Genomic DNA, 19,668 nt, shown 5'->3' with positions numbered 1-19,668 from the left:
GTGCACCCGCCGCCTGGCAGACCGCGCACAGCGCGCTGGCAGTTACTGACAAGGACTGATAAGCGCTGGTAGACGGGGTGTGAGGAGGTTGTGGAGGTGTTGTGGAGAGCGCCGCCATACCGCCGATGATCGGCATACTCGACGTCATGGTGATCGAAGAACGGGTGGTCCGACCGGCGCGCCGGGGTACCGGGCGCAAGCTGGCAGGCGGGCTGCTCATCGCGGCGATCGTGCCGTTCGCGGTGCTGACGGCACTGCGGCTGGTGGGCTACGACGGCAACACCTATACGATCGCGGCGCTCGCGCTGACGCCGTACGCCGGGATCGCGACGCTGGTGCTCGGTGTCCTCGCGCTGGTGCTCCGCCGCTGGTGGACCGCGGTCGTCGCACTGGTGCTGACCTGCACGATCGCGTCGATCGTGCTGCCTCGCGCCTTCGAAGGCGAACAGAAGGCGCTCGGCGGGAAGCACGTCCGCGTACTGGCGTCGAACCTGCTCGGCGGCCAGGCGGATCCGGCGAGGATCGTCGGCTACGTGAAGGAACACCAGGTCGACATCCTGAGCCTGACCGAGATGACGCCCGAGTCGATCACCGGGCTCGAACGGGCCGGGCTCTTCGAGCTCCTGCCGTACCACGTGCTGCATCCGGCCGAGTGGGCGTACGGCTCCGGGCTGGTGTCGAAATACCCGCTCACGCCGCTGAAACTGAGCGGCGATTCGGACGACAAACAGCCCAGCGCGAGCGTGGACCTCGGCGACGGTGTGCGGATCGAGGTCGTCGCGGTCCATCCGGCGGCGCCGATGTGGGACAGGCACGCGTGGGTCGACGAGGCCAAGGACCTGCCCTACGCCGACGCCGAGCACGACATCCGGATCCTGGCGGGCGACTTCAACGCCAGCCTTGACCACGCGCTCCTCCGCGAACTGCTGACCAGGGGATACGTGGACGCGGCCGATCAGCTGGGGAAGGCGTTGCAGGGCACCTGGACGAACGGGAGGGTGCCGCCGGTGCCGATCGACCACGTGCTGGCGGACAAGCGGACGGCCATCGCGGATTTCAGGGTGCTGGAGACACCCGGCAGCGATCACGACGCCGTCTACGCGGAGGTCGTCCTGCCCTGAGCGAGGTCCAGACCGCCCGAACACACGTGTCGTCCCTCCGAGCACGTGTGCGTCCATCCAGTCACGCGAAACCGCCAGCCGTGCACCGGCAGTACGTACCTAAGACACGGTTGGCTCTGACCCGTCCTTGCCACTCACGAGGCGAGCAGCGCGTCCAGCGCCTTGAGGGTTTCGAGGCCGTTACTCGCCAGTGAAACGCCACGGCCGTGTCTGACCTGCGGCTCGCGGGGGTTGATCCGGACCAGGGCGCCGGTCGCGGCGCTGGCCAGTTCCGCATAGCGCCGCACCGTCGGCACGGCCTGTCCGGCGCCGAGTTCCACCACCACGAGGTCGCGATGCGCGCGACGCCACATGGTCAGCTCGTCGAGCTGGGCCTGACTACGCTGACCGAGCCAGTCGTAGTCGCCGAACATCAGGATGTTGGGCCGGGCCAGGCCGCCGCAGCGCGGGCAGGACGGCAGCGGCTCCAGCGCGCGCATCGTGTCTTCGTCGATCGGGACGTCGATGTCGTCGGCCGGCCAGATTTCGCCGGTGCACCGGGCGAGGCACTGCAGGTGGTGGATGGACCCGTGCGCTTCGGCGACGTGCGGATGGCCCGCCTTCTGGAACTGTCCGTCCACATTGGACGTGAAGACGCGGGTGCCGCCGGGTTTGCCCGTTCCCCAGGACAGCAGGAGACCGAAGCCGTCGTGCGGGACGGTGGCGCGGTACAGCGCGAGCCGGTGCCCGTAGAAACCCCAGGCCAGCTCGGGGTCTTCGGCGAAATGTCGTGGGTCGGCGAGTTCGACGAAACCGATGCCCAGCCGCTCGTACGGCGGATACGCCTTCCAAAAACCCTCGTCACCCCGGAAATCGGGCAGGCCGGAGTCGACACCCATCCCGGCACCGGCGCAGACGAGCAGCGCGCCGGCGCCGTCGATCAGTTCCGCGGCTCGTTCGAGCTCACTCACCCGGCTTCGAAGCCTGGACGACCTCGAATTCCAGCAGGTTCGCGCCGCTGGAGACCGGCTTCGCGCGCTCGCCCGCGTGTGCCTCGCGCGCCGGGCCGGACGCCCACGCCTGGTACGCCTCTTCGGACTCCCACTTGGTGTAGACGAAGTAGCGCGACTCGCCGGACACCGGGCGGAGCAGCTCGAAGCCGAGGAAGCCCGGCTGGTCGTCGACGGCGTGCAGCCGCGCGGCGAACCGCTTCTCCAGCTCGGGGCCTGCGCCTTCGGGTACCTCGATCGCGTTGATCTTCACGACAGCCATGCCGCCAGCCTACGACGAAACTCTTTTGCGCGGCGATGTGATGCGTGGGACCTTCGCGGGGATGGCTGACACCAAGATCCACATCTCCGGAGCGAGTGTCGCCGGCCCGGCGCTGGCCTTCTGGTTCACCCGGTACGGCTTCCAGGTGACCGTCGTGGAGCGCGCGCCGACGCTGCGCCCCGGCGGCCAGGCCGTCGACCTGGGCGGAACGACCAAAGAGGTCGCCTGCCGGATGGACCTGGACGAACGCATCCGCGCGGCGTACACGGACACGACCTGCCGGACTACCCCCGCCCCCGGCCGCGTTTAGTCCTCTGAATGCGTCGCTGACGCCACGCATTCAGAGGACGAAACGCGTGGCGAAAGCTCCCAGCGCATTCAGAGGACGAAACGCGGGTGGCGTCAGCCTCGCAGGGTGCCCGGCAGCAGTTCGGCGTCCGGCGGGATCGCCGTGCCGTGGAACCAGGCGTCGAAGAACGGCCGCAGGTCCTGCTCCGAAAGCTTGATCGTGAACGCCTCGAAATCCGCCCAGGACGCGTTGGCGTTCCGGTACGCCGCCGGCCACTCCTTCAGCAGCCGCGCGAACGCTCCTTCGCCGATCTTCCGCCGTAGCGCGTGGATGGCCAGGATCCCCTTGTCGTAGACGCCCCGGAACTCCTGCCCGGCTCCCATATCGACCAGTTTCGGCGTCCAGAAGTCCTTGCTGCCGCGCATGATCTCGAGGGCGGCGCGGTAGCGGTCGTCCAGGTTCTGGTTGTCCCGCGATTCCTGCCACAGCCATTGCGCGTACGAGGCGAGGCATTCGTTGAGGCAGATGTCGGACCACGAATTCAGCGTCACCGAATCGCCGAACCACTGGTGTGCGGTTTCGTGCACCACGGTGATCAGGTCGGCCCATTTCGCGTAGGTGGGCCTGGTCTGGGTCTCCAGCGAGAAATGGATGTCCTCGTCGAGATAGATGCCGCCCGCCGCGTCCACCGGGTACGGCCCGAACTTCGAGCTCAGGAAGCCGATGATCTCCGGCAGCCGCCTGCCGGTGTCGCGCCGGTCTTCGGCGCCCGGCGCGTACGCGTTGACCACCGGTGTCCCGTCCGGCAGTGCCATCCGGTCGACGGTGAACTTGTCGATCGCCACCGTGGTCAGGTAGGCCGCCACGGGCGTGCGTTCCTGCCAGGACGTCGTGCTCCAGCCGTTCACCGAGCTCTGCTGGATCTCGCGCCCGTTCGAGATGACGGTCCAGCCGTCCGGCACCCGGGCGGTGAGGGTGAACATCGCCTTGTCACGCGGGGTTTCGTTGACGGGATACCAGAACGACGCCGAATGCGGCTCACCGACGATGAACGCGCCGCCGTCCTTCGACTTCTGCCAGCCGTTCTCGTTGCCGCCCGCCTTGGGGGTCGCCGACGGGTCGCCGCCGTAGACGACCTTCGTGCGGAAGGTGGTCCCGTTCCGGATCGGCTCGGCGGGCGTCACCACCAGTTCGAATTCGCCCTCGCGGGCGAACTTCGCCGGTTTCCCGTCCACTTCAACGGACTGGACCGTCAAGCCGCGTAAGTCCAAGTTGTACCGATTGAGGTCCTGAGTCGCTTTCGCGATCACCGTCGTGTCGCCGTCGAGACGGCCTTTCCCGGGGTCGTAAGTGATCCCGACCTGGTATTCGGCCGCGTCGTAGCCGCCGTTGCCGTCCATCGGGTAGTACGGGTCGCCCGCGCCCGAAGCGCCAGGCGCCGGGTTCATCGGTGGCGGCGGCGGGGGTGTGGCCGGAGGAGGATCGGCGGTGCAGCCGATAATCAGGGCGCAGACGACCCCCAGGACCAGACCGGCGGCGGGGACACGGCTGCGCATGGAGGGGAGCTTAGTGGTGATCCAGTGCGACGGGTTGATCACTTTCGGCGGCGACGGACCGCCGATCGTCCTTCTGCACGGGCTCATGGGCAGGGCGACGACGTGGTGGCGGGTCGCGCGAAGGCTCGAACCGTACGGCCGTGTGCACGGCCTCGACGCGCGTGGTCACGGACGCGGACCACGCGGCGGGCCCTGGCGCACCGAGCGGTTCGCCGACGACGTCGCCGCGGTGCTGCGGACCTTCGAGGAGCCCGCGGTCCTGATCGGGCATTCGATGGGCGGCCTGCACGCCTGGGTCACCGCGGCGATCCATCCCGAGCTGGTCCGCGCCGTGGTCTGCGAGGACTTCGCGCCGGATCAGCGCGGCCGGACCGTGGACACCTGGCGCGGGTACTTCGAATCGTGGCCGGTCCCGTTCCGATCGCTGGCCCACGTGCGGGAGTTCTTCGGCGACACCGGCGACTACTTCGTCGAATGCGTCGAGGAACGTGAAGACGGCTACCACCTGATCGCGTCCCTCTCGGACCTCTACGAGATCGCGGCGGAATGGGGGCGGCGTGATTTCTGGGAGTTCGTCGAGCGGGTGAACTGCCCGCTGCTCGCGATCGAAGGCGAACGGACCGCGATGCCGCACGGCCAGCAGGCCGAACTGGCCGCACGCGTGCCCGGCGGCCTCGGACGGCACATCGTCGTCCAAGGCGCCGGGCACGTGGTGCACGACGAAGCGCCGGAGACCTACCTCGGTGCCGTCGAAGCGTTCCTCTCCGACGTCATCGGTCAGCCCTTCGCCAGCTGAGCGTCGATCCAAGCGCGCAACCGCGCTTCGCCCGGGTAGCCGATGTTGCGCGAAGACGGCAGTTCGGCGGCGTCGCGGACACCGACCAGCGTCGGCAGGTAGCGGATGTTGTACCGGCTGGACAGCTCCGGGCTCCGGTCGACGTCGACCTCGCCCAGCAGGAACCGGCCGCCGTATTCACCGGCGAGCCGCTCGATCACCGGCTTCATCTGGCGGCACGGCGGGCACCAGGTCGCGCCGAAGTCCATGATGACCAGCTTCTGCCGCGAGATGTCCATGACCTCGGCGTAATTGGCCGAAGTCACCGTCATCACGTTCTCGGCCGTCGGTGCGGCGGAAGCCACGCCGTTGCCGAATCCGGTGATGAGGGCCAGCACGCCGGCCAGCACACAGACGAATCTTTTGAGTTTGGACAAGACGATCTCCTTGGCGGTGAGGAGTCCACTCAGGACGAAGAGGCGGTCGGCAAACCGTTCGAGACCCAGTCTTCGATGCCTTCGCGGTACTTGCGGATGTTCGTGTACCCGAGTTCCAGCAGGCGCCGTCCGACGAATTCACTGTTGCGGCACGGCGTGTTCGCGCAATAGACGACGATCGCGGCGGTCTTGTCCGGGAGCACCGCCGGTGCCAGGCGGTCGGTGAATTCGGCCGCCTGTTCGTACGGGAACCCCGGAATGTTGCGAGCTTCGGGAAGATGCTCTTTTTCGAAATAGGCGACCGGCATCGTGTCGACCACGATCACCGATCCGGCCTCCAGCATGGAGAGCAGTTCCGTACGAGTGATCAACGGCAGCATGGTGCCCCTTTTCGGCAGGCCGTGATTGACGATTCCCATCGTCGGCCGACCGCCGGGACACGCTCTAGTGCCGCCTCGGCATGCCGACGGGTTATCCGGCGGCCAGCCTGCCGTGGCGGTGCAACCAGGTGCGGTACGGCGCCGTCCGCTCGGCGAGCCGCCAATATCCGGCCGTCGCCTCGTTGGCGAGTTCCGTGACGCCGGGCGCGCACGGACCGTCCTCCCGCCAGGCGAGCACATGCCGCACGCACATCGGCGCACCCGCCAGCGGCCGGATGGCCAAGCCGTCCGACGGCGGCCGGGTCGGCTGGACCAGCCCGACGCCGTGCCCGCCGCTGACCAGGTCTTCCCGCGCGGTGTCGATGTCGACGTCGTGCGTGATCCGCGGGTCGAAACCGTGCGCGAGACACATCTCGCGGAACACCACCCGGCAGCCGTCGCCGCCGCTCGAGACGATCCAGTCCTCCCCGGCCAGTTCGCCGAGTTCGATCTCCTCTTCCCCGGCGAGCGGGTGTCCGGCGGGGAGCGCGACGAACGACGGCTCCTCGACCAGGGTCATCGTCCGCACCTCCGGCGGCACCGGGAGGCCGCGCCCGCCGCAGATCATGATCAGCGCGAGGTCGACGCCCCGGTTCGCGACCTGCGCGAGCAGCCGGGTGCGCGAGGTGTCCGCGCGGGTGCGGAACGGTTCGCCCGGCCGCAGGTCGCGCAGTCCGCCGAGCAGCGAACCCGTGATGGCGCTGTCGTTCCAGCCGATCCTGATCGGTTCACCGGTCTCGGGTTCCTGACGGTGGAAGTCGTGCTCCAGCTCGTCGAAGGTGAGCACGATCGCCCGTGCCCGCCGCAGGATCAGGGCGCCGAGTTCGGTGGGCCGCACCCCGTGCTGGTCGCGGTGGAACAGCGGGCCGCCGACCATCCGCTCGATCCGGCGCAACTGATGGCTGAGCGCGGGCTGCCCGAGCCCCAGTCCGGCGGCGGCACGGTTCAGACTGCCGTGGGCAGCGATCTCACAGAGCACGCGAAGATGCCGAACCTGAATCTCCATGACTTCGTATACCGCGACCCGTTCGCGCCCGGCACCTCCGAAAGTCGAGAGCGGCGATTTCTCATAATCCGATGACAACATTCAGTGGCAATACCCGTGCCATCGAGCCGTGGCTACGTTCGGTCGACGCCTCTTCTCCCGCATATCACGCGATTCAGGAGCCGTCTTGCCGCGACCACTGCCGCTCACCGAGCATTGCGCCGATCCGCTGGCGCGGGCCGAGCACGTTTGCTTCGGCGTCAGCCCGTTCAACAGCCATTTCACGGTGGACCGTATCGCCGATCTCGCCCGCTGGGCGATGTCGGCCTTTCGAGGTTTTCATTTCTTCGTCCCGGACGGGCCGTCCGCCTTCACCCTCGAAGCGCTCGGCTACGACCCGGTGCGTGCCACGCAGAAGGCGCAGCGGCAAGGCAATTACACGCGTAACAAGATCGTCCGCGCGTTGCGGCAGGTTTACCCGTCCGATCCGCACAAGCTGATTCTGGACGCCGCGGTGCTCGAATCCGATCCCGCGTATCTGGGCCTGCTCTCCGAGGCGCACCGGCGGTTCGCCACCGATCAGGAGTTCGCCCGGCAATGCCTCGGCGCCACGGGCTGGGTGCTGGACCGGCGGCTGCCCGAAGGCGAACACCCCACGCCTGACCAGCTGCGCAGCGCCGTCCGGTATTTCCTGGCCGAGTTGCCGATGTTCGTCGGCACCGTCGCCGTGGCCGGGGTCGGCAGTTCCGTGTTCGCCTATCACCAGCGGGTCCCGTTCCTCGAACGGCTCTACCGCGGCGAACTCTCCTGGCGGCCACTGCCCGGTCAGGGCTTCGTCGTCCTCGAACAGGCCGTCCCGGAACGGGTGGAGTGACCATGGAACACGACGACTTCTCGTTGCGCAGGGTTCCCGCCGAACGCCGCTACTCCTGGATTTCCGTCGCACTGCAACGGTTCGGGCAGGTGTCCTCGTTCCACCAGTTCCTGCTGGGCGCGGTACTCGGCTTCGGCATGACCTTCTGGGACGCGGTGCTCGCCATCACGATCGGTTCGGTACTGCTGGAGATCATCACCATCCTGATGGGTGTCGCCGGCACCCGGGAAGGACTTTCGACGTCGGTGCTCGCCCGCTGGGCGGGCTTCGGCACCGGCGGATCTTCGCTGGTCGGGCTGCTGATGACGGTGAGCCTGGCGGGTTGGTTCGGGGTGCAGAACGACGTGTTCGCCCACGGTCTCCACGCGTTGATGGGCGGCCCGCCGGTGTGGGTGTGGGCGCTCGCCGGCGGCGCGCTGGTGACCGCGATCGTCGTGTTCGGCTTCCACGCGATGGCCTGGACGGCGTATCTGACGGTGCCCGCTTTCCTCGCGCTGGCGGGCTTTTCGATCATCACCGCCCTCGACGACCATTCGCTGCCCACGCTGATGTCCGAGCCGCCGCCGGGGCCGTCGATGTCGCTGGCGCAGGGCACCACGCTGGTGGCGGGCGCGTTCATCATGGGCGCGATCATGACCCCGGACATGACCCGGTTCAACCGGACCGCGTCCGACGTGGTCAAGCAGACGCTGGTCAGCGTCACCCTCGGCCAGTACCTGATCGGCCTGATCGGGGTGCTGCTCGCGCACGCGGCGAAAAGCGCCGACGTGGTCGGGATCATCACCTCGTCGTCGGGGGTGCTCGGCACGCTGATCCTGGTCACCGCGATCTTGAAGATCAACGACTGGAACCTTTATTCGTCCTCGCTGGGGCTGGTGAACGCCGTCCAGGTGCTGCGGTCCCGGCGGCTGGACCGCACCACCGCGACCCTGCTGCTCGGCGGTCTCGGCACGGCGCTCTCCGCGATCGGCATCCTCGACCATTTCACCGCCTTCCTGACCTGGGTCGGCGTGCTCACGCCACCGGTGGCCGGCGTGGTGATCGCCGAGTACTACGTGGTCCGGCGCTGGGAACCGGTGCTGGAAGCCACCCGCGCGTCCGGGGAACTGCCTTCGACTTGCCCGTCCTGGGTTCCCGCCGGGCTGATCTGCTGGGTGGCGGGGGCCGCGGTGGGCATCTGGCTGCCGTGGGGAATCCCTACCGTGAATTCCGTTCTAGGTGCTTTTCTGCTGTATATTCTGCTCGGCAGACGGACCGCCGCCGCGGTGCTTCCCCCGGCCATGACTTCTTTCGACGGATCGAAAACCCGTTCGTGACATAGGAGTTCGACGTCGTACAACTGGATGTCCACCACCTGCGGGTGATCCGGGCGATCGCGGACACGGGCAGCCTTTCCCGTGCCGCGATCGCTCTCGGTGTCACCCAGCCCGCGGTTTCCGCGCAACTCAAACGGCTGGAGAACATGCTGGGTTATCAGCTGTTCGAGCGGCGCGAGGGCAGCGTGACCCCGACGCCGATGGGCGAACTGCTGTTGCGCCGAACCGCCGCTTTGCTGCCACAGCTGGACAAACTGCTCGAAGACATCGAGCAGCGCGTCTGCCCGAGCGGTCCGCCCGACGTCGTCCGGGTGGCGGCGGTGGCGAGCGCGCTGGTGGCGCGTCTGCCTTCGCTGGTGACCAGGTTGTGGCCGGAGGTCTCCGAAGTGCAGGTCGTGCACGACGACCATCCCGAACGGCTGCTGCCACTGCTGGCTCAGCGGCGCGCGGAGTTGGGGCTGGTCAAGGACTACCCGGGACACGAGCTCGAAATCCCCGCGAACGTGGACACCGAGGTGGTGGTGACCGAGCCGACCTTCGTGCTGCTACCGGAAGACCATCCGCTGGCGCGTGAGGAGACCATCGACCTGTATGCGCTGCGGGACGAAGCGTGGGTGATGGTGTCCGATTCTTCGGCGGCCACGTTCACCAGGTATTTCGTGGAGACCTGCGCGCGGCACGGGTTCAGCCCGTCGGTCGCCCATCAGGTGACTTCGCAGCAGGTGGCGTTGCTGGTGGTCCGGTCCGGCGCGATCGGGCTGTCGCAGCCGATCTGCGATCCGCGGAACCAAGGTCTGGTGACCCGGCCGCTGCGCGGGGAGGTGTTGCCGCGCAGGCATGTCCTCGCGTGGAACAAGGAGACCTTCGTGGCGGGGCGGCGGGCGGAGCTGATCTCCGCGGTGGTCGAAGCGTACTGGGCCGAGGCGAGGACGGCGCCGGTCTATGCCGCCTACCTGGACAGAGGTGGCGCACCAGGGCCGGGGTGAAGGGGACTTTCCCCGCATCGGATGCGGGGAAAGTCCCCTTCGGTCCGGGCCGAGGCCAGTACTCGGGCCAAGGCCGGGTGCTCGTGTCACGGCCGGGTGTTCGTGTCGCGAAAGCCACTTTCGCAGCACAACATATTGGCCTTACCCCTCCTCAAGAGAACGAGGTGGGTTCAGGCCGTCTTACATCCCCGGAAAGAGGAACTCGTCCGGCGGCCGCACCGTGCCGTCCAGCCACGCGCGGTTGAAGTCGACGAGGTCGAGCTGCGTCATCGCGGAGACGTAGAGCTCGAAGTCGTGCCAGTTCTGGTTTCCCCGCGGGTTGATCATCGGGAATCCCGCCATGATCTGGAAGAACACGTCGTCGCCGATGAGACGCCGCAACGCGTGCACCATCAGCACCGCTTTGGTGGTGGGCGCGAATTCGGCCCCCTTGCCGGGATCGGTGAGCTTGGGTGCCCAGAAACCCGCGTCGCCGCTCACCTTGGCCACCATTTCGCGGTACCGCCGGTCCAGGTCGGCTCCGTTCTTGGCCTCGTCCCACAGCCACACCGCGTACTGCGCGACGGATTCGGGCATCAGCGCGTCGCGCCACATCTTGCCGCTCACCCCGGCTCCCCACCATTGGTACGCGGTGGCGTACACCAGATCGGCGATGGTGGCCGCGCGGCCGTACACCGGCCGGGTCTGGGCGCCGTGCGTGTAGCCGAGGGAGCGGTCGAGGAACAGGCCGCCCGCCGCCGATTGCGGGTAGTCGCCGAATTTCCCGGTGAGGAATTCCAGCACCTCGGGCAGCCTGCCGCCGAGCTCGCGCTTGCCCGTCGCGCACGGATGATAGGCGTTGATCGCGGTCCGGCCGCCGGGAAGCGTGATCCTCTCGACCTCCCAGCGCCCGATGCCGAGCATGGCCGTGCTCGGCGCGAGGGCGGTGTCCTCCGACCAGGTGACAGTGTGCCGTCCGGCACCCGCGGGTACATCGGAGATCTGAGAACCGTTGCCCAGCACCGAGAATTCGTCCAAGACGGTGACGGAGACGTGCAGGGTCGCCTTGTCGGCTTCGGTGCCGTTGACGGGGAACCAGGTCATCGCCGAACGTGGCTGCCCGGTGGCCACGGCGGAATCGGCGTAGGCGGACAGCCAGCCGACCCGGCCGCGCGCCGTGGCGATGGGCTCCGGGCGCCCGTCGTAACCGACCACGACGGTGAACCGCCTGCCTTCGACCAGCGGGGTCCGCGGAGTGATCACGAGTTCGTGTTCGCCCGCCCGCCGGAACGTGGCGGCCACCCCGTCGACGGTGACCGACCGTACGGTGAGCCCGCGCAGGTCGAGGTCGAACCGGCTCAGGTCCTGGGTGGCCGTCGCGGTGATCGTCGCTCTGCCGCTCAACAGCATCGCGTACGGCGCGTAGTCCAACGCGAGCGAGTACTTGTCGACGTCGTAACCGCCGTTGCCGTCCTTCGGGTAGTAAGGATCGGGGCCGAGGACGGTGCCGTCGGGCGAGACGTGCACGTACCCGTCGCTGCCGGGTGCCGGCTGAGCCGCCGCCGAAACCGGGCAGGCGCCGATCATCGTGGTGGCGAGCAACGCGGTGCACAGTGGCTCCTGCCACCGAATCCGCACGGTCATGAACGAGCCTTCTCTCTACAGGGGAGGATGCCCGGTCATCGTGCGTACGTCGGCGCCGCGCGCGGCACTGCCAGCCGGTCATGCCACGGGGTTATCCCGGCCGATAACGCCGCGGCATACCCGCCAGGGACTACCCCGCGCCGCGCCGGGAAAGCGATCGTCGGGGCATGCCGCCCCTCCCCGCGCTGCTCGCGCTGACGACGACGGTCTTCCTCGGCTGCCTCACCGAAGTGCTGCCCGCCGGGTTGCTGCTGGGCATGTCCGCGGAGCTGGGGGTTTCGCCGTCGGCCACCGGTCAGCTGGTGACGGTCTACGCGCTCACCACCGCGCTCACCGCCATCCCGCTCACCGGCGCGACGCTGCGCGTACCGCGCAAACGGTTGCTCCTGGCGCTGATCACCGGCTTCCTGATCACCAATCTGCTGATCGCCGTGTCCTCTTCGTACCCGCTGATCCTGGCCACGCGAGTGGTCTCGGGGGCGCTGACCGGGGTGATGTGGTCCCTCGTCGCCGGTTACGCGATGCGTCTCGCCCCGCCGGGACTCACCGGCCGCGCGCTGGCCGTGGCCATGGCGGGCACCCCGATCGGTTTCGCCCTCGGCGTGCCCGCCGGTACCGCGCTCGGCGAACTGGCCGACTGGCGCTGGGCGTTCGCCGCGATGGCGGTGATCACCGTGCCGCTGCTGGCGTGGGTGCTCGTCGCGGTGCCCGCCGTGCCCACCGGGCCCTCGGGTCCGGCGGGCCCCACCCGGCCGCTGGCCGCGTCACGGCTGCCGGGGATGCGGCCCGTGCTGGCGACGGTGGCGCTGTTCTCGTTGGGGCACAACGTGGCCTACACCTACATCGGGCCGGTTCTCGCCGGGCTCGACACGGCGGCGCTGCCGGCCGCGGCGCTGCTGGTGTTCGGTTGTGCCACGGTGGGCGGGCTGGTCGCGGTCGGCTCCGCGCTCGACGGCCGTCCTCGCGCCGTTCTGCTGACCTGCACCGCCGTGACCGCCGCCGCCATCCTCCTGCTGGGCGTGAGCGACGGGGTCCACGCTCTGGTGCTGGCCGCCGCGGGCCTGTGGGGTCTGGGTTTCGGCGGCGCACCGGCCGCTTTCCAGGCCGTCACCGCCCTGATCGCGGGCCCCACGGCCGACGCCGCCCAGTCGCTCACGATCGCGGCCTGGAACGGCGCCGTCGCCGGCGGAGCGCTCATCGGCGGTCTGCTGCTGCCGCTGGGAACGGGTCTGCTCCCTTGGTGCGCCGCCTTGATCGTCCTGTCGCCGCTGCTGTTCAGCCGGCGAGTCGTGCTTTCAGCGCCCGCGGATCGGTGCCGGACCCGACGATGAGCGGCCAGACGTCGGAGCCGAGGAAGCCGGTCTCGTCGGTCGCCGCGGTCGCGCCGCAGGCATCGCGCTCCAGACCGTGCCGTGCCGCCACCGCGGTGACCGCGTCCTTTGTGGACTGTCCGAATAGGCCGTCGACGGGGACGGCGAAACCGCGTGCCCGCAGGAGTTCCTGGGCCATTCGCACCCGCGGCCCGCTGTCACCGGGTTTGAGCAGCGGCCACTCCGGCAGGTCCACCTTGGGCGATGGGGAGCCCAGCAGCCTGCCCACCTCGGCGCGCAGTTCCGGAAGCCGGTTGTACAACACGGTTCCGGGGCATTCGGTCGAGTTGAAGTCCCGGTGTCCCTTGATGAACTTCGGCGAGATGCCGTACCGCGAAGCGATGTACGCGACCATCTTCACCAGCGAGTTCCAGAGCGCCGGCGTGACGTCCTCTTTGCTGTAGAGGCCTTCGTTCTCGATCCCGATGCAGGTGCTGTTGTTGTTGCCCACGTTCGCGCCCAGCACGTGCCGGGTTCCACCGCGCACGATCTCCAGGCTGCGATGCCGCCCTTCGGTGATGTGCCCGCCGCGGCTGTTCGTGAACTGCTGGCCGCTGTCGACCCAGCCACGGGTGTCCATGTGGAAATTCTGGATCGCACGCGACGCCCAGAAGGCGTGTTCGAGCGTGTAGTCGGTGACGTTCCCCGGTTCGACCGTATGGTGCACGACGATGTAGGTCGGCTTGTGGTTCTGCACCTCGATCGTCCCGTTCGGCGGCCGCGCGCCCCACGCGGCCGTTCCGTGGATCTTCGGTTCCGCTATCACCCCGGACGCCGCGTCCGCGGCGGAAATCGTCGCTGTCCCCAGTAGCCCGACGGCGCTTACCGTCAGGCCGCCCTTGAGCGCGGTACGTCGGTCGAAGTCGGCCACGGGCGAAACTCCCATCATGCGCGTTGGCCGGAAAACTAACCCGCCATCGCGTCGATGACAACCATTGACCAACTTTTGTCGTAATGCGTCAGTGTTCACCAGGGAGGGCGAACAGGCCGTCCCCGGTCTGTTCGAGCAGGCCGTCGACCAGCAGGGAGTCGAGACAGCGGTCGCGCTGCCCGGATTCGCTCCAGACGAGATCGAGCCGCGCCTTCTCGACCGGGCCTTCACTGCCGCGCAGAACGTCGAGCAGCAGCCCGCGTACCTGGCGATCGGTCCCGGCGAACTTCTGGACCTGCTTCGCGGGCCCGGCGTAGGCGGGTCTGCCCGCGTGCTGCCAGGCGCAGTCGTCGTAGATCGGGCAGTCCGCGCACCGCGGTGACCGCGCGGTGCAGACGAGCGCGCCGAGTTCCATCAGCGCCGCCGAAAGTTTCGCGGCGGGCGCGTCCTCCGGCGGCAGCAGCGCCTCGACGTCGGCCATGTCGCGGGTGTTCGACGGCGGCCCGGCGTCGCCCGCGCCGTGCACCGCCCTGGCCACCACGCGCCGGACGTTCGTGTCGACCACCGGCGCCCGCTTGCCGTAGGCGAAGGCCGCGACCGCGCGCGCGGTGTACGCGCCGATGCCCGGCAACGCGAGCAGAGTGTCCACATCGGACGGAACGACGTCGCCGTGTTCGGCGGCGATGACGGCCGCCGCGGCGTGCAGCCGCAAGGCGCGGCGCGGGTAGCCGAGCTTGCCCCAGGCACGCACGACCTCGCCCTGCGACGACGCCGCCAGCGCCGACGGCACCGGCCAGCGCGCCATCCAGTCGAGCCAGCTCGGCTGGACGCGCGCGACCGGCGTCTGCTGCAACATGATCTCACTGACGAGCACACCCCAGGCGGTGCAATCCGGTTCACGCCAGGGCAGGTCGCGCCCCACGTCGTCGAACCATTCGGTCAGCACATCCGCGTCGACGCCCACCGCGCCAGCTTAAAACCCCTACTCGACCTCGGTCAGGCGGCCCAGCTTCACGTCGTAGACGAAGCCGCGCACGTTGTCGGTGTGCGGCAGGAAGTCGCTGCGCCGGACGCGACGCACCGACCGGCGCACGCTGTCCTCGACCGCGCGGAACGCCTCGACCGACCAGGTCGGCCGGAGCCCGCTGGCCGCTTCGAGCTCGTCCTTGAAGTCGTCTTCGGTGACCATGGACAGACCGCATTCGGTGTGCTGGACGATCAGTACCTCGCGGGTGCCCAGTTTCCGCTGGCTCAGCGCGAGCGAGCGGATCATGTCGTCGGTGACGACGCCGCCCGCGTTACGCAGGATGTGCGACTCGCCCTGGATCAGGCCGAAGATCTCGAACACCCGGATCCGGGCGTCCATACAGGTCAGAATCGCCACCTGCAGTGATGGCCTCGCGGACGAGCGGTCGCCGGGAGCGACTTCACCCAGCTCCTGGTTCCGCTTGAGCAACACGTCGATGGAGGTCACCGGGTCATGGGAACAGGACGGGGCGGAGGAGGGCAACACTTCGGGGCTCACGTCACGGCCCGAACCAGCGTTCTTCAGCCGTTCGAGGCGGTGCCGAAGTGCGGCCGACCCGCAGTTCCGTGGCCAGGGTGATCACCTTCGGCCCGACCCGGTCGGCCGAGCTGAGCAGCAGCTTGCCCGCCGCCTTGCCCTTCTCGAGCACCGGCTGGTGGACCGTGGTGAGCCCGGACCGTTCGGCCTCGGTGATGCCGTCGAAACCGGTGACCGTCAGATCCTGCGGTACGCGCAGCCCCCGCCGTTCCGCTTCGGCCAGCGCGCCGAGCGCGAGGATGTCGGAAGTGCAGATCACGGCGGTGACCTGCGGATACGCGTCGAGCAGCTGCCGTGCGGCCGAGGCGCCGTCGTCGACGGTGTGGTCGAAGCGCTCGACCACCGGCACGGTCGCCCAGTCGACCCCGGCCGCGGAGAACGCGGCGGCCAGCGCCTCCAGCCGGATCCGCTGGACGTGGAAATGCGCGGCGCTCTGCCGCTGGATGGAGACGAAGTCGTCGTTGCGCTCGCGGGCGAGCCGCATGCACAGCACACCGATCTGCCGGTGCCCCAGCGAGATGAGGTGTCCGGCCATCGCGGTGACCGCGGCCGCGTCGTCCGGGCCGACCCGGTCGACACCGTCCACGCGCGGCTGGTCGACGATCACCGTCGGCACCGGGCGCTCCAGCACGGCGCCCAGATGCGGGTCGTCGTCGGGGACCGAATAGACGACGAAACCGTCGACGCCGGCGCGGTGCACGGCCGCGACGTCCTCGCGGCCGGGGCTCGCCGGGACCAGGTGCAGGCCGACGCCCGCGTCTTCGCAGGCCAGCGCGAGCCCTTCGAGCACGCCGATGGCGGCGGGGTCGCGGAAGGCGTAGGAGAGGTTCTCGGTGAGCAAAAGACCGACAGCGCCCGCCTTGCGCGTCCGCAGTGAACGGGCCACCGGGTCCGGGCCCGGGTAGCCGAGGCGGCGCGCGGTCTCGAGGACGCGACGGCGCAGCTCAGGGGACAACTGGTCCGGTCGGTTGTAGGCGTTCGAGACGGTGGTCCGCGACACACCGAGCTCTGCGGCCAACGACGCCAGTGTCGCCTGCCTCCTGGTGCGGATAGGACGGCCCATCCGCAAACCGTAACGGTTCAGAACGTTTTGCAGAAGCATCACCCGACGTGTGGCAGGTCTCGATTCAGAGTGACCCTGGGTACAGCTCGCACCAGCGCGGCGGGCCCGGTCGGCCGGATGGGGTACAGTTGAATCTGACAACGGTTTCCATTACCCGGCATTGGGGACACCTGGCCTGGGCATCCGCAGGAGTGCAGTAAATGAATTCCCGCCGTACTAAGAGTGTTTTCGCGGCCGTGTCGGCCTTGGCCGTCCTCGCGCTCGGCGCGACGGCTTGCGCGTCCGCCGACAAGGCGTCGACGGGCTCCGGACCGCAGAACGCGTCCGCCGCGAATCCGGGTGGCGGCGAGAAGATCAAGGTCGTCGCCTCGACCGATGTCTGGGGCAGCGTCGTGACCGCCGTCGGCGGCGACAAGGTCGAGGTCACCTCGATCATCCACGACCCCTCGGCCGACCCGCACTCCTACGAGACCACCGCGAGCGACGCCATCGCCGCGAAGAACGCGAAGCTGACGCTGTCCAACGGTGGCGGCTACGACGACTTCTTCTCGAAGCTGGCCGACCAGGCCACCGGCGCGCAGAAACTGGTCGCCGTCGACATCGCCGCGACCGGCAACGAGAACGAGCACGTCTGGTACAGCCTGCCCGGCGTCGAGAAGATCGCCGCCCAGGTCGCCGCGAAGCTCGGCGAGATCCAGCCCGCCTCGAAGGACGCCTTCACCGCCAACGCGACCGCGTTCAAGGGTAAGACCCAGGAGCTGCTGAAGAAGGTCTCCGGGCTGGGCGCCTCGGGGGCGAAGGTCGTCGCGACCGAGCCCGTCGCGCACTACCTGCTCGACAGCGCGAAGGTCACAGACTCGACTCCGCCCGCCTTCGCCGAGGCCGTGGAAGCGGAGCAGGACGTGCCCGCCGCCGCGCTCAACGAGGTCAAGCAGTTGATCGCCGGCAAGCAGGTCAAGGCGCTGATCAACAACGCGCAGACCACCACCCCGGTCACCCGGCAGGTCGTCGGCGACGCCAAGAACGCCGGGATCGCGGTCGTCGACGTCACCGAAACGCTTCCTCAGGGTGTGACCGACTACATTGCATGGATGACCAAGGAAGTGGACTCGCTGGCGGGAGCACTGAAGTAGTGACTTCCGTACCTGCCGAGGCGCGCCCCGCGGTCCATATCCGCGGGGCGAGCCTCGCGTTCGGCTCCAGGACCCTCTGGTCCGGGCTCGACCTGGACGTCGAACCCGGCGAGTTCCTCGCGATCCTCGGGCCGAACGGCTCCGGGAAGAGCAGCCTGCTCAAGGTCCTGCTCGGTCAGCAGGGGCTGCCGGAGGGCACGGTCGAGATCGCGGGGCGGCGCCCCGGCGGGACGAACCGGCGGATCGGCTACATCCCGCAGCAGCGCGCCCTCGACGAGGGCCTGACGATGCGCGGGGTGGACCTGGTCGGCCTCGGCCTGGACGGGCACCGGTGGGGCACCGGGCTCTTCGGCCTTTCGAAACGACGTCAACTGGTGTCGAGGGCGATCGAGTCCGTCGGCGCCCAGGCGTACGCGAAGCAGCCGGTGGGGCGGCTTTCCGGCGGCGAGCAGCAGCGGCTCCGCGTCGCGCAGTCGCTGGTCGGCGACCCCGAGGTCCTGCTGTGCGACGAGCCGTTGCTCTCCCTCGACCTCGCGCATCAGCGCGCGGTCAGCGAGCTGATCGACGAGCGACGGCGTTCGGCGGACACCGCCGTCCTGTTCGTCACCCACGAGATCAATCCGATCCTGTCCTATGTGGACAGGATGCTCTACCTGGTGAACGGCCAGTTCCGGATCGGTAAGCCGGACGAGGTGATGAACTCGGAGACGCTGTCCGAGCTGTACGGCACGCGGATCGAGGTGCTCAAGGTCGGCGGGCAGATCCACGTCGCCGGGGCGCAGAGCGCGCTGTGCGAGGACGAACCCCACCACATCGACGAACAGGCTTCTTAGCGCCGTGGCAGACGAAGTGAGGTCATTCGTGCGGTCCGGACCACACGCGGAACCCGCCCCGGCCGGTGGCCTCGGGATCGGGGCGGCAAGGCGCCTCGGCAGGCCGGCTCGACCGACGGCGCGAACTCGCGCCCTGGCGACGCGATCGCGGTCGCGGGTTCTTGGATAGACACCGTGGACAAAATGTTCGACTTCGCCCTCACCGGCGAGCTACTCGGCCTCGACTTCGTGCAGACGGCGTTGCTCGCGGCCGCCGTCCTCGGCCTGGTCGCGGGTGTACTGGGCCCGCTGGTGGTCATGCGCCGGATGTCGTTCGCCGTGCACGGCACCGCCGAACTGGCCTTCACCGGCGCGGCGGGGGCCTTGCTGCTGGGCGTCGGCGTCGAACTCGGCGGCCTCGCGGGCGCCGTCATCGCCGCCCTGCTGATCGGGATCCTCGGTGGCCGCGAGTCCGAACGCGACTCCGTGATCGGCGTGATCCTCGCCTTCGGCCTCGGCATGGGTGTGCTGCTGCTGTCGTTCTACGAAGGCCGCAGCGCCAACAAGTTCGGCATCCTGGTCGGCCAGATCATCACCATCGACTCGACCAACCTGAACCTCCTCGTCGGTGCCTCGGTCGTGGTCCTGGTGGTGCTCGCGGTGATCTACCGGCCGCTGCTGTTCGCCACGGTCGACCCGGCGGTCGCGACGGCGCGCGGCGTGCCGGTGCGGCTGCTGTCGCTGATCTTCGCGGTACTGGTCGGGATTTCGAGCGCGCTCGGCGTGCAGATCGTCGGCGCGCTGCTCGTGGTCTCGCTGATGGTGACCCCGGCCGCGGCGGCGGCGCGGGTCACGGCGAGCCCGTGGAAGGCGACAGTGCTGTCGATCGTCTTCGCGGAGATCGCGGCACTCGGCGGGATCATCCTCTCGCTCGCGCCCGGGAAGCCGGTCAGCGCGTTCGTCACGGCGATCTCGTTCGTGATCTACCTGGTCTGCCGCCTCATCGCGTGGCTGCGCGGCAGGAGTTCGCGGATCCGCGTCGAACCGACGGCGGCCGCGCGGCCCGCTTTGCGCTAGCGTCCTGAGTCGTTGATCCCCGCCATGCATCCCTTGTGGGCGGTCGCGGGCATGGCTCGTGCCGCGTTGGTCGGGTGGGTCGTGGGGGGGGGGGGGGGGGGGGAGCAAAAAACCCCCCCCCCCCCCCCCCCCCCCCCCCCGGGGCC

At 68.9% G+C, this 19,668-nt stretch carries 21 protein-coding genes; 10 read left to right on the top strand and 11 right to left on the bottom strand.

The features are described 5' to 3' along the window. The first annotated feature begins 125 nt into the window (after positions 1 to 125). Positions 126 to 1,121 carry an endonuclease/exonuclease/phosphatase family protein gene (locus tag ACZ6DT_RS00105; protein WP_465588724.1) on the top strand — a complete coding sequence of 332 codons (996 nt, stop codon included), beginning with the start codon at positions 126 to 128 and terminating at the stop codon, positions 1,119 to 1,121. A gap of 134 nt (positions 1,122 to 1,255) precedes the next feature. On the opposite strand, the gene ACZ6DT_RS00100 is transcribed toward ACZ6DT_RS00105, so the two are convergent. Both ACZ6DT_RS00100 and ACZ6DT_RS00095 read right to left on the bottom strand, forming a co-directional pair. Then, entirely contained in the window at positions 1,256 to 2,071 is an 816-nt protein-coding gene (locus ACZ6DT_RS00100) for an SIR2 family NAD-dependent protein deacylase (protein WP_465586377.1), read from the bottom strand. Next, complete coding sequence (locus ACZ6DT_RS00095) at positions 2,064 to 2,372, bottom strand: antibiotic biosynthesis monooxygenase family protein (RefSeq protein WP_465586374.1); 309 nt, start codon at positions 2,370 to 2,372, stop codon at positions 2,064 to 2,066. Before ACZ6DT_RS00095 ends, ACZ6DT_RS00100 begins: the two co-directional genes overlap by 8 nt. 61 nt (positions 2,373 to 2,433) lie before the next feature. Between ACZ6DT_RS00095 and ACZ6DT_RS00090 the strand changes: the two genes are divergently transcribed. Further along, a complete protein-coding gene (locus ACZ6DT_RS00090) occupies positions 2,434 to 2,682 on the top strand; it encodes a hypothetical protein (protein ID WP_465586371.1) in 249 nt (82 codons plus the stop codon). Between the two features lie 92 nt (positions 2,683 to 2,774). On the opposite strand, the gene ACZ6DT_RS00085 is transcribed toward ACZ6DT_RS00090, so the two are convergent. Beyond that, positions 2,775 to 4,217: a M1 family metallopeptidase gene (locus ACZ6DT_RS00085; RefSeq protein WP_465586369.1), complete on the bottom strand. Its 1,443-nt coding sequence runs from the start codon at positions 4,215 to 4,217 to the stop codon at positions 2,775 to 2,777. Between ACZ6DT_RS00085 and ACZ6DT_RS00080 the strand changes: the two genes are divergently transcribed. After that, positions 4,216 to 5,013, top strand: a complete 798-nt coding sequence (locus tag ACZ6DT_RS00080) for an alpha/beta fold hydrolase (protein ID WP_465586366.1) — start codon at positions 4,216 to 4,218, stop codon at positions 5,011 to 5,013. The genes ACZ6DT_RS00085 and ACZ6DT_RS00080 overlap by 2 nt on opposite strands. On the opposite strand, the gene ACZ6DT_RS00075 is transcribed toward ACZ6DT_RS00080, so the two are convergent. From ACZ6DT_RS00075 to ACZ6DT_RS00065, 3 genes are all read right to left on the bottom strand, one after another. Further along, the gene (locus tag ACZ6DT_RS00075; protein WP_465586363.1) at positions 4,995 to 5,429 is read right to left on the bottom strand and encodes a thioredoxin family protein; all 435 of its coding nucleotides are present in this window, start codon (positions 5,427 to 5,429) and stop codon (positions 4,995 to 4,997) included. The two genes, ACZ6DT_RS00080 and ACZ6DT_RS00075, sit on opposite strands and share 19 nt — an antisense overlap. Positions 5,430 to 5,458: 29 nt before the next feature. Next, positions 5,459 to 5,809, bottom strand: coding sequence for a rhodanese-like domain-containing protein (locus tag ACZ6DT_RS00070; protein WP_465588721.1), 351 nt, complete (start codon positions 5,807 to 5,809; stop codon positions 5,459 to 5,461). A gap of 91 nt (positions 5,810 to 5,900) precedes the next feature. Then, positions 5,901 to 6,854, bottom strand: coding sequence for a LysR family transcriptional regulator (locus ACZ6DT_RS00065; RefSeq protein WP_465586360.1), 954 nt, complete (start codon positions 6,852 to 6,854; stop codon positions 5,901 to 5,903). 166 nt (positions 6,855 to 7,020) lie between these two features. Between ACZ6DT_RS00065 and ACZ6DT_RS00060 the strand changes: the two genes are divergently transcribed. From ACZ6DT_RS00060 to ACZ6DT_RS00050, 3 genes are read left to right on the top strand one after another with little or no spacing between them, the layout of a single operon-like run. Next, positions 7,021 to 7,707, top strand: a complete 687-nt coding sequence (locus tag ACZ6DT_RS00060) for a tRNA-dependent cyclodipeptide synthase (protein WP_465586357.1) — start codon at positions 7,021 to 7,023, stop codon at positions 7,705 to 7,707. A 2-nt stretch (positions 7,708 to 7,709) separates the two neighbouring features. After that, positions 7,710 to 9,023, top strand: coding sequence for a purine-cytosine permease family protein (locus ACZ6DT_RS00055; RefSeq protein WP_465586354.1), 1,314 nt, complete (start codon positions 7,710 to 7,712; stop codon positions 9,021 to 9,023). Positions 9,024 to 9,067: 44 nt separating this feature from the next. Beyond that, the gene (locus tag ACZ6DT_RS00050; RefSeq protein ID WP_465586351.1) at positions 9,068 to 10,009 is read left to right on the top strand and encodes a LysR family transcriptional regulator; all 942 of its coding nucleotides are present in this window, start codon (positions 9,068 to 9,070) and stop codon (positions 10,007 to 10,009) included. A gap of 180 nt (positions 10,010 to 10,189) precedes the next feature. On the opposite strand, the gene ACZ6DT_RS00045 is transcribed toward ACZ6DT_RS00050, so the two are convergent. Next, complete coding sequence (locus ACZ6DT_RS00045) at positions 10,190 to 11,632, bottom strand: M1 family metallopeptidase (protein ID WP_465586348.1); 1,443 nt, start codon at positions 11,630 to 11,632, stop codon at positions 10,190 to 10,192. A gap of 167 nt (positions 11,633 to 11,799) precedes the next feature. On the opposite strand from ACZ6DT_RS00045, the gene ACZ6DT_RS00040 reads away from it, so the two are divergent. After that, positions 11,800 to 12,963, top strand: coding sequence for an MFS transporter (locus tag ACZ6DT_RS00040; RefSeq protein ID WP_465586345.1), 1,164 nt, complete (start codon positions 11,800 to 11,802; stop codon positions 12,961 to 12,963). Here ACZ6DT_RS00040 and ACZ6DT_RS00035 read toward each other — a convergent pair. The 4 genes from ACZ6DT_RS00035 to ACZ6DT_RS00020 form a co-directional block, all read right to left on the bottom strand. Then, positions 12,908 to 13,873 (bottom strand): peptidoglycan recognition protein family protein, encoded by a 966-nt coding sequence (locus tag ACZ6DT_RS00035; protein ID WP_465586343.1) that lies wholly within the window; start codon positions 13,871 to 13,873, stop codon positions 12,908 to 12,910. The genes ACZ6DT_RS00040 and ACZ6DT_RS00035 overlap by 56 nt on opposite strands. Positions 13,874 to 13,961: 88 nt before the next feature. Continuing rightward, positions 13,962 to 14,837, bottom strand: a complete 876-nt coding sequence (locus ACZ6DT_RS00030; protein WP_465586341.1) for an HhH-GPD family protein — start codon at positions 14,835 to 14,837, stop codon at positions 13,962 to 13,964. An 18-nt stretch (positions 14,838 to 14,855) separates the two neighbouring features. Continuing rightward, positions 14,856 to 15,347 carry a beta-class carbonic anhydrase gene (locus tag ACZ6DT_RS00025; protein ID WP_465586338.1) on the bottom strand — a complete coding sequence of 164 codons (492 nt, stop codon included), beginning with the start codon at positions 15,345 to 15,347 and terminating at the stop codon, positions 14,856 to 14,858. 52 nt (positions 15,348 to 15,399) lie between these two features. Continuing rightward, positions 15,400 to 16,500, bottom strand: a complete 1,101-nt coding sequence (locus ACZ6DT_RS00020; RefSeq protein WP_465586335.1) for a LacI family DNA-binding transcriptional regulator — start codon at positions 16,498 to 16,500, stop codon at positions 15,400 to 15,402. A gap of 200 nt (positions 16,501 to 16,700) precedes the next feature. On the opposite strand from ACZ6DT_RS00020, the gene ACZ6DT_RS00015 reads away from it, so the two are divergent. The 3 genes from ACZ6DT_RS00015 to ACZ6DT_RS00005 all read left to right on the top strand — a co-directional run bounded on the left by ACZ6DT_RS00015 (position 16,701) and on the right by ACZ6DT_RS00005 (position 19,522). Then, a complete protein-coding gene (locus tag ACZ6DT_RS00015) occupies positions 16,701 to 17,633 on the top strand; it encodes a metal ABC transporter solute-binding protein, Zn/Mn family (protein WP_465586332.1) in 933 nt (310 codons plus the stop codon). Further along, positions 17,633 to 18,466, top strand: coding sequence for a metal ABC transporter ATP-binding protein (locus ACZ6DT_RS00010; protein WP_465586330.1), 834 nt, complete (start codon positions 17,633 to 17,635; stop codon positions 18,464 to 18,466). The genes ACZ6DT_RS00015 and ACZ6DT_RS00010 overlap by 1 nt, the downstream gene beginning before the upstream one ends. A 174-nt stretch (positions 18,467 to 18,640) precedes the next feature. Beyond that, on the top strand, positions 18,641 to 19,522 hold the full coding sequence (locus tag ACZ6DT_RS00005) for a metal ABC transporter permease (RefSeq protein ID WP_465586327.1): 882 nt from the start codon (positions 18,641 to 18,643) through the stop codon (positions 19,520 to 19,522). The last annotated feature ends 146 nt before the right edge of the window (positions 19,523 to 19,668 follow it).

The sequence above is a fragment of the Amycolatopsis sp. NPDC041971 genome (assembly GCF_055588925.1).
Note: the sequence above shows the minus strand (reverse complement) of the source record. Positions and strands in the feature narration are given on the sequence as shown.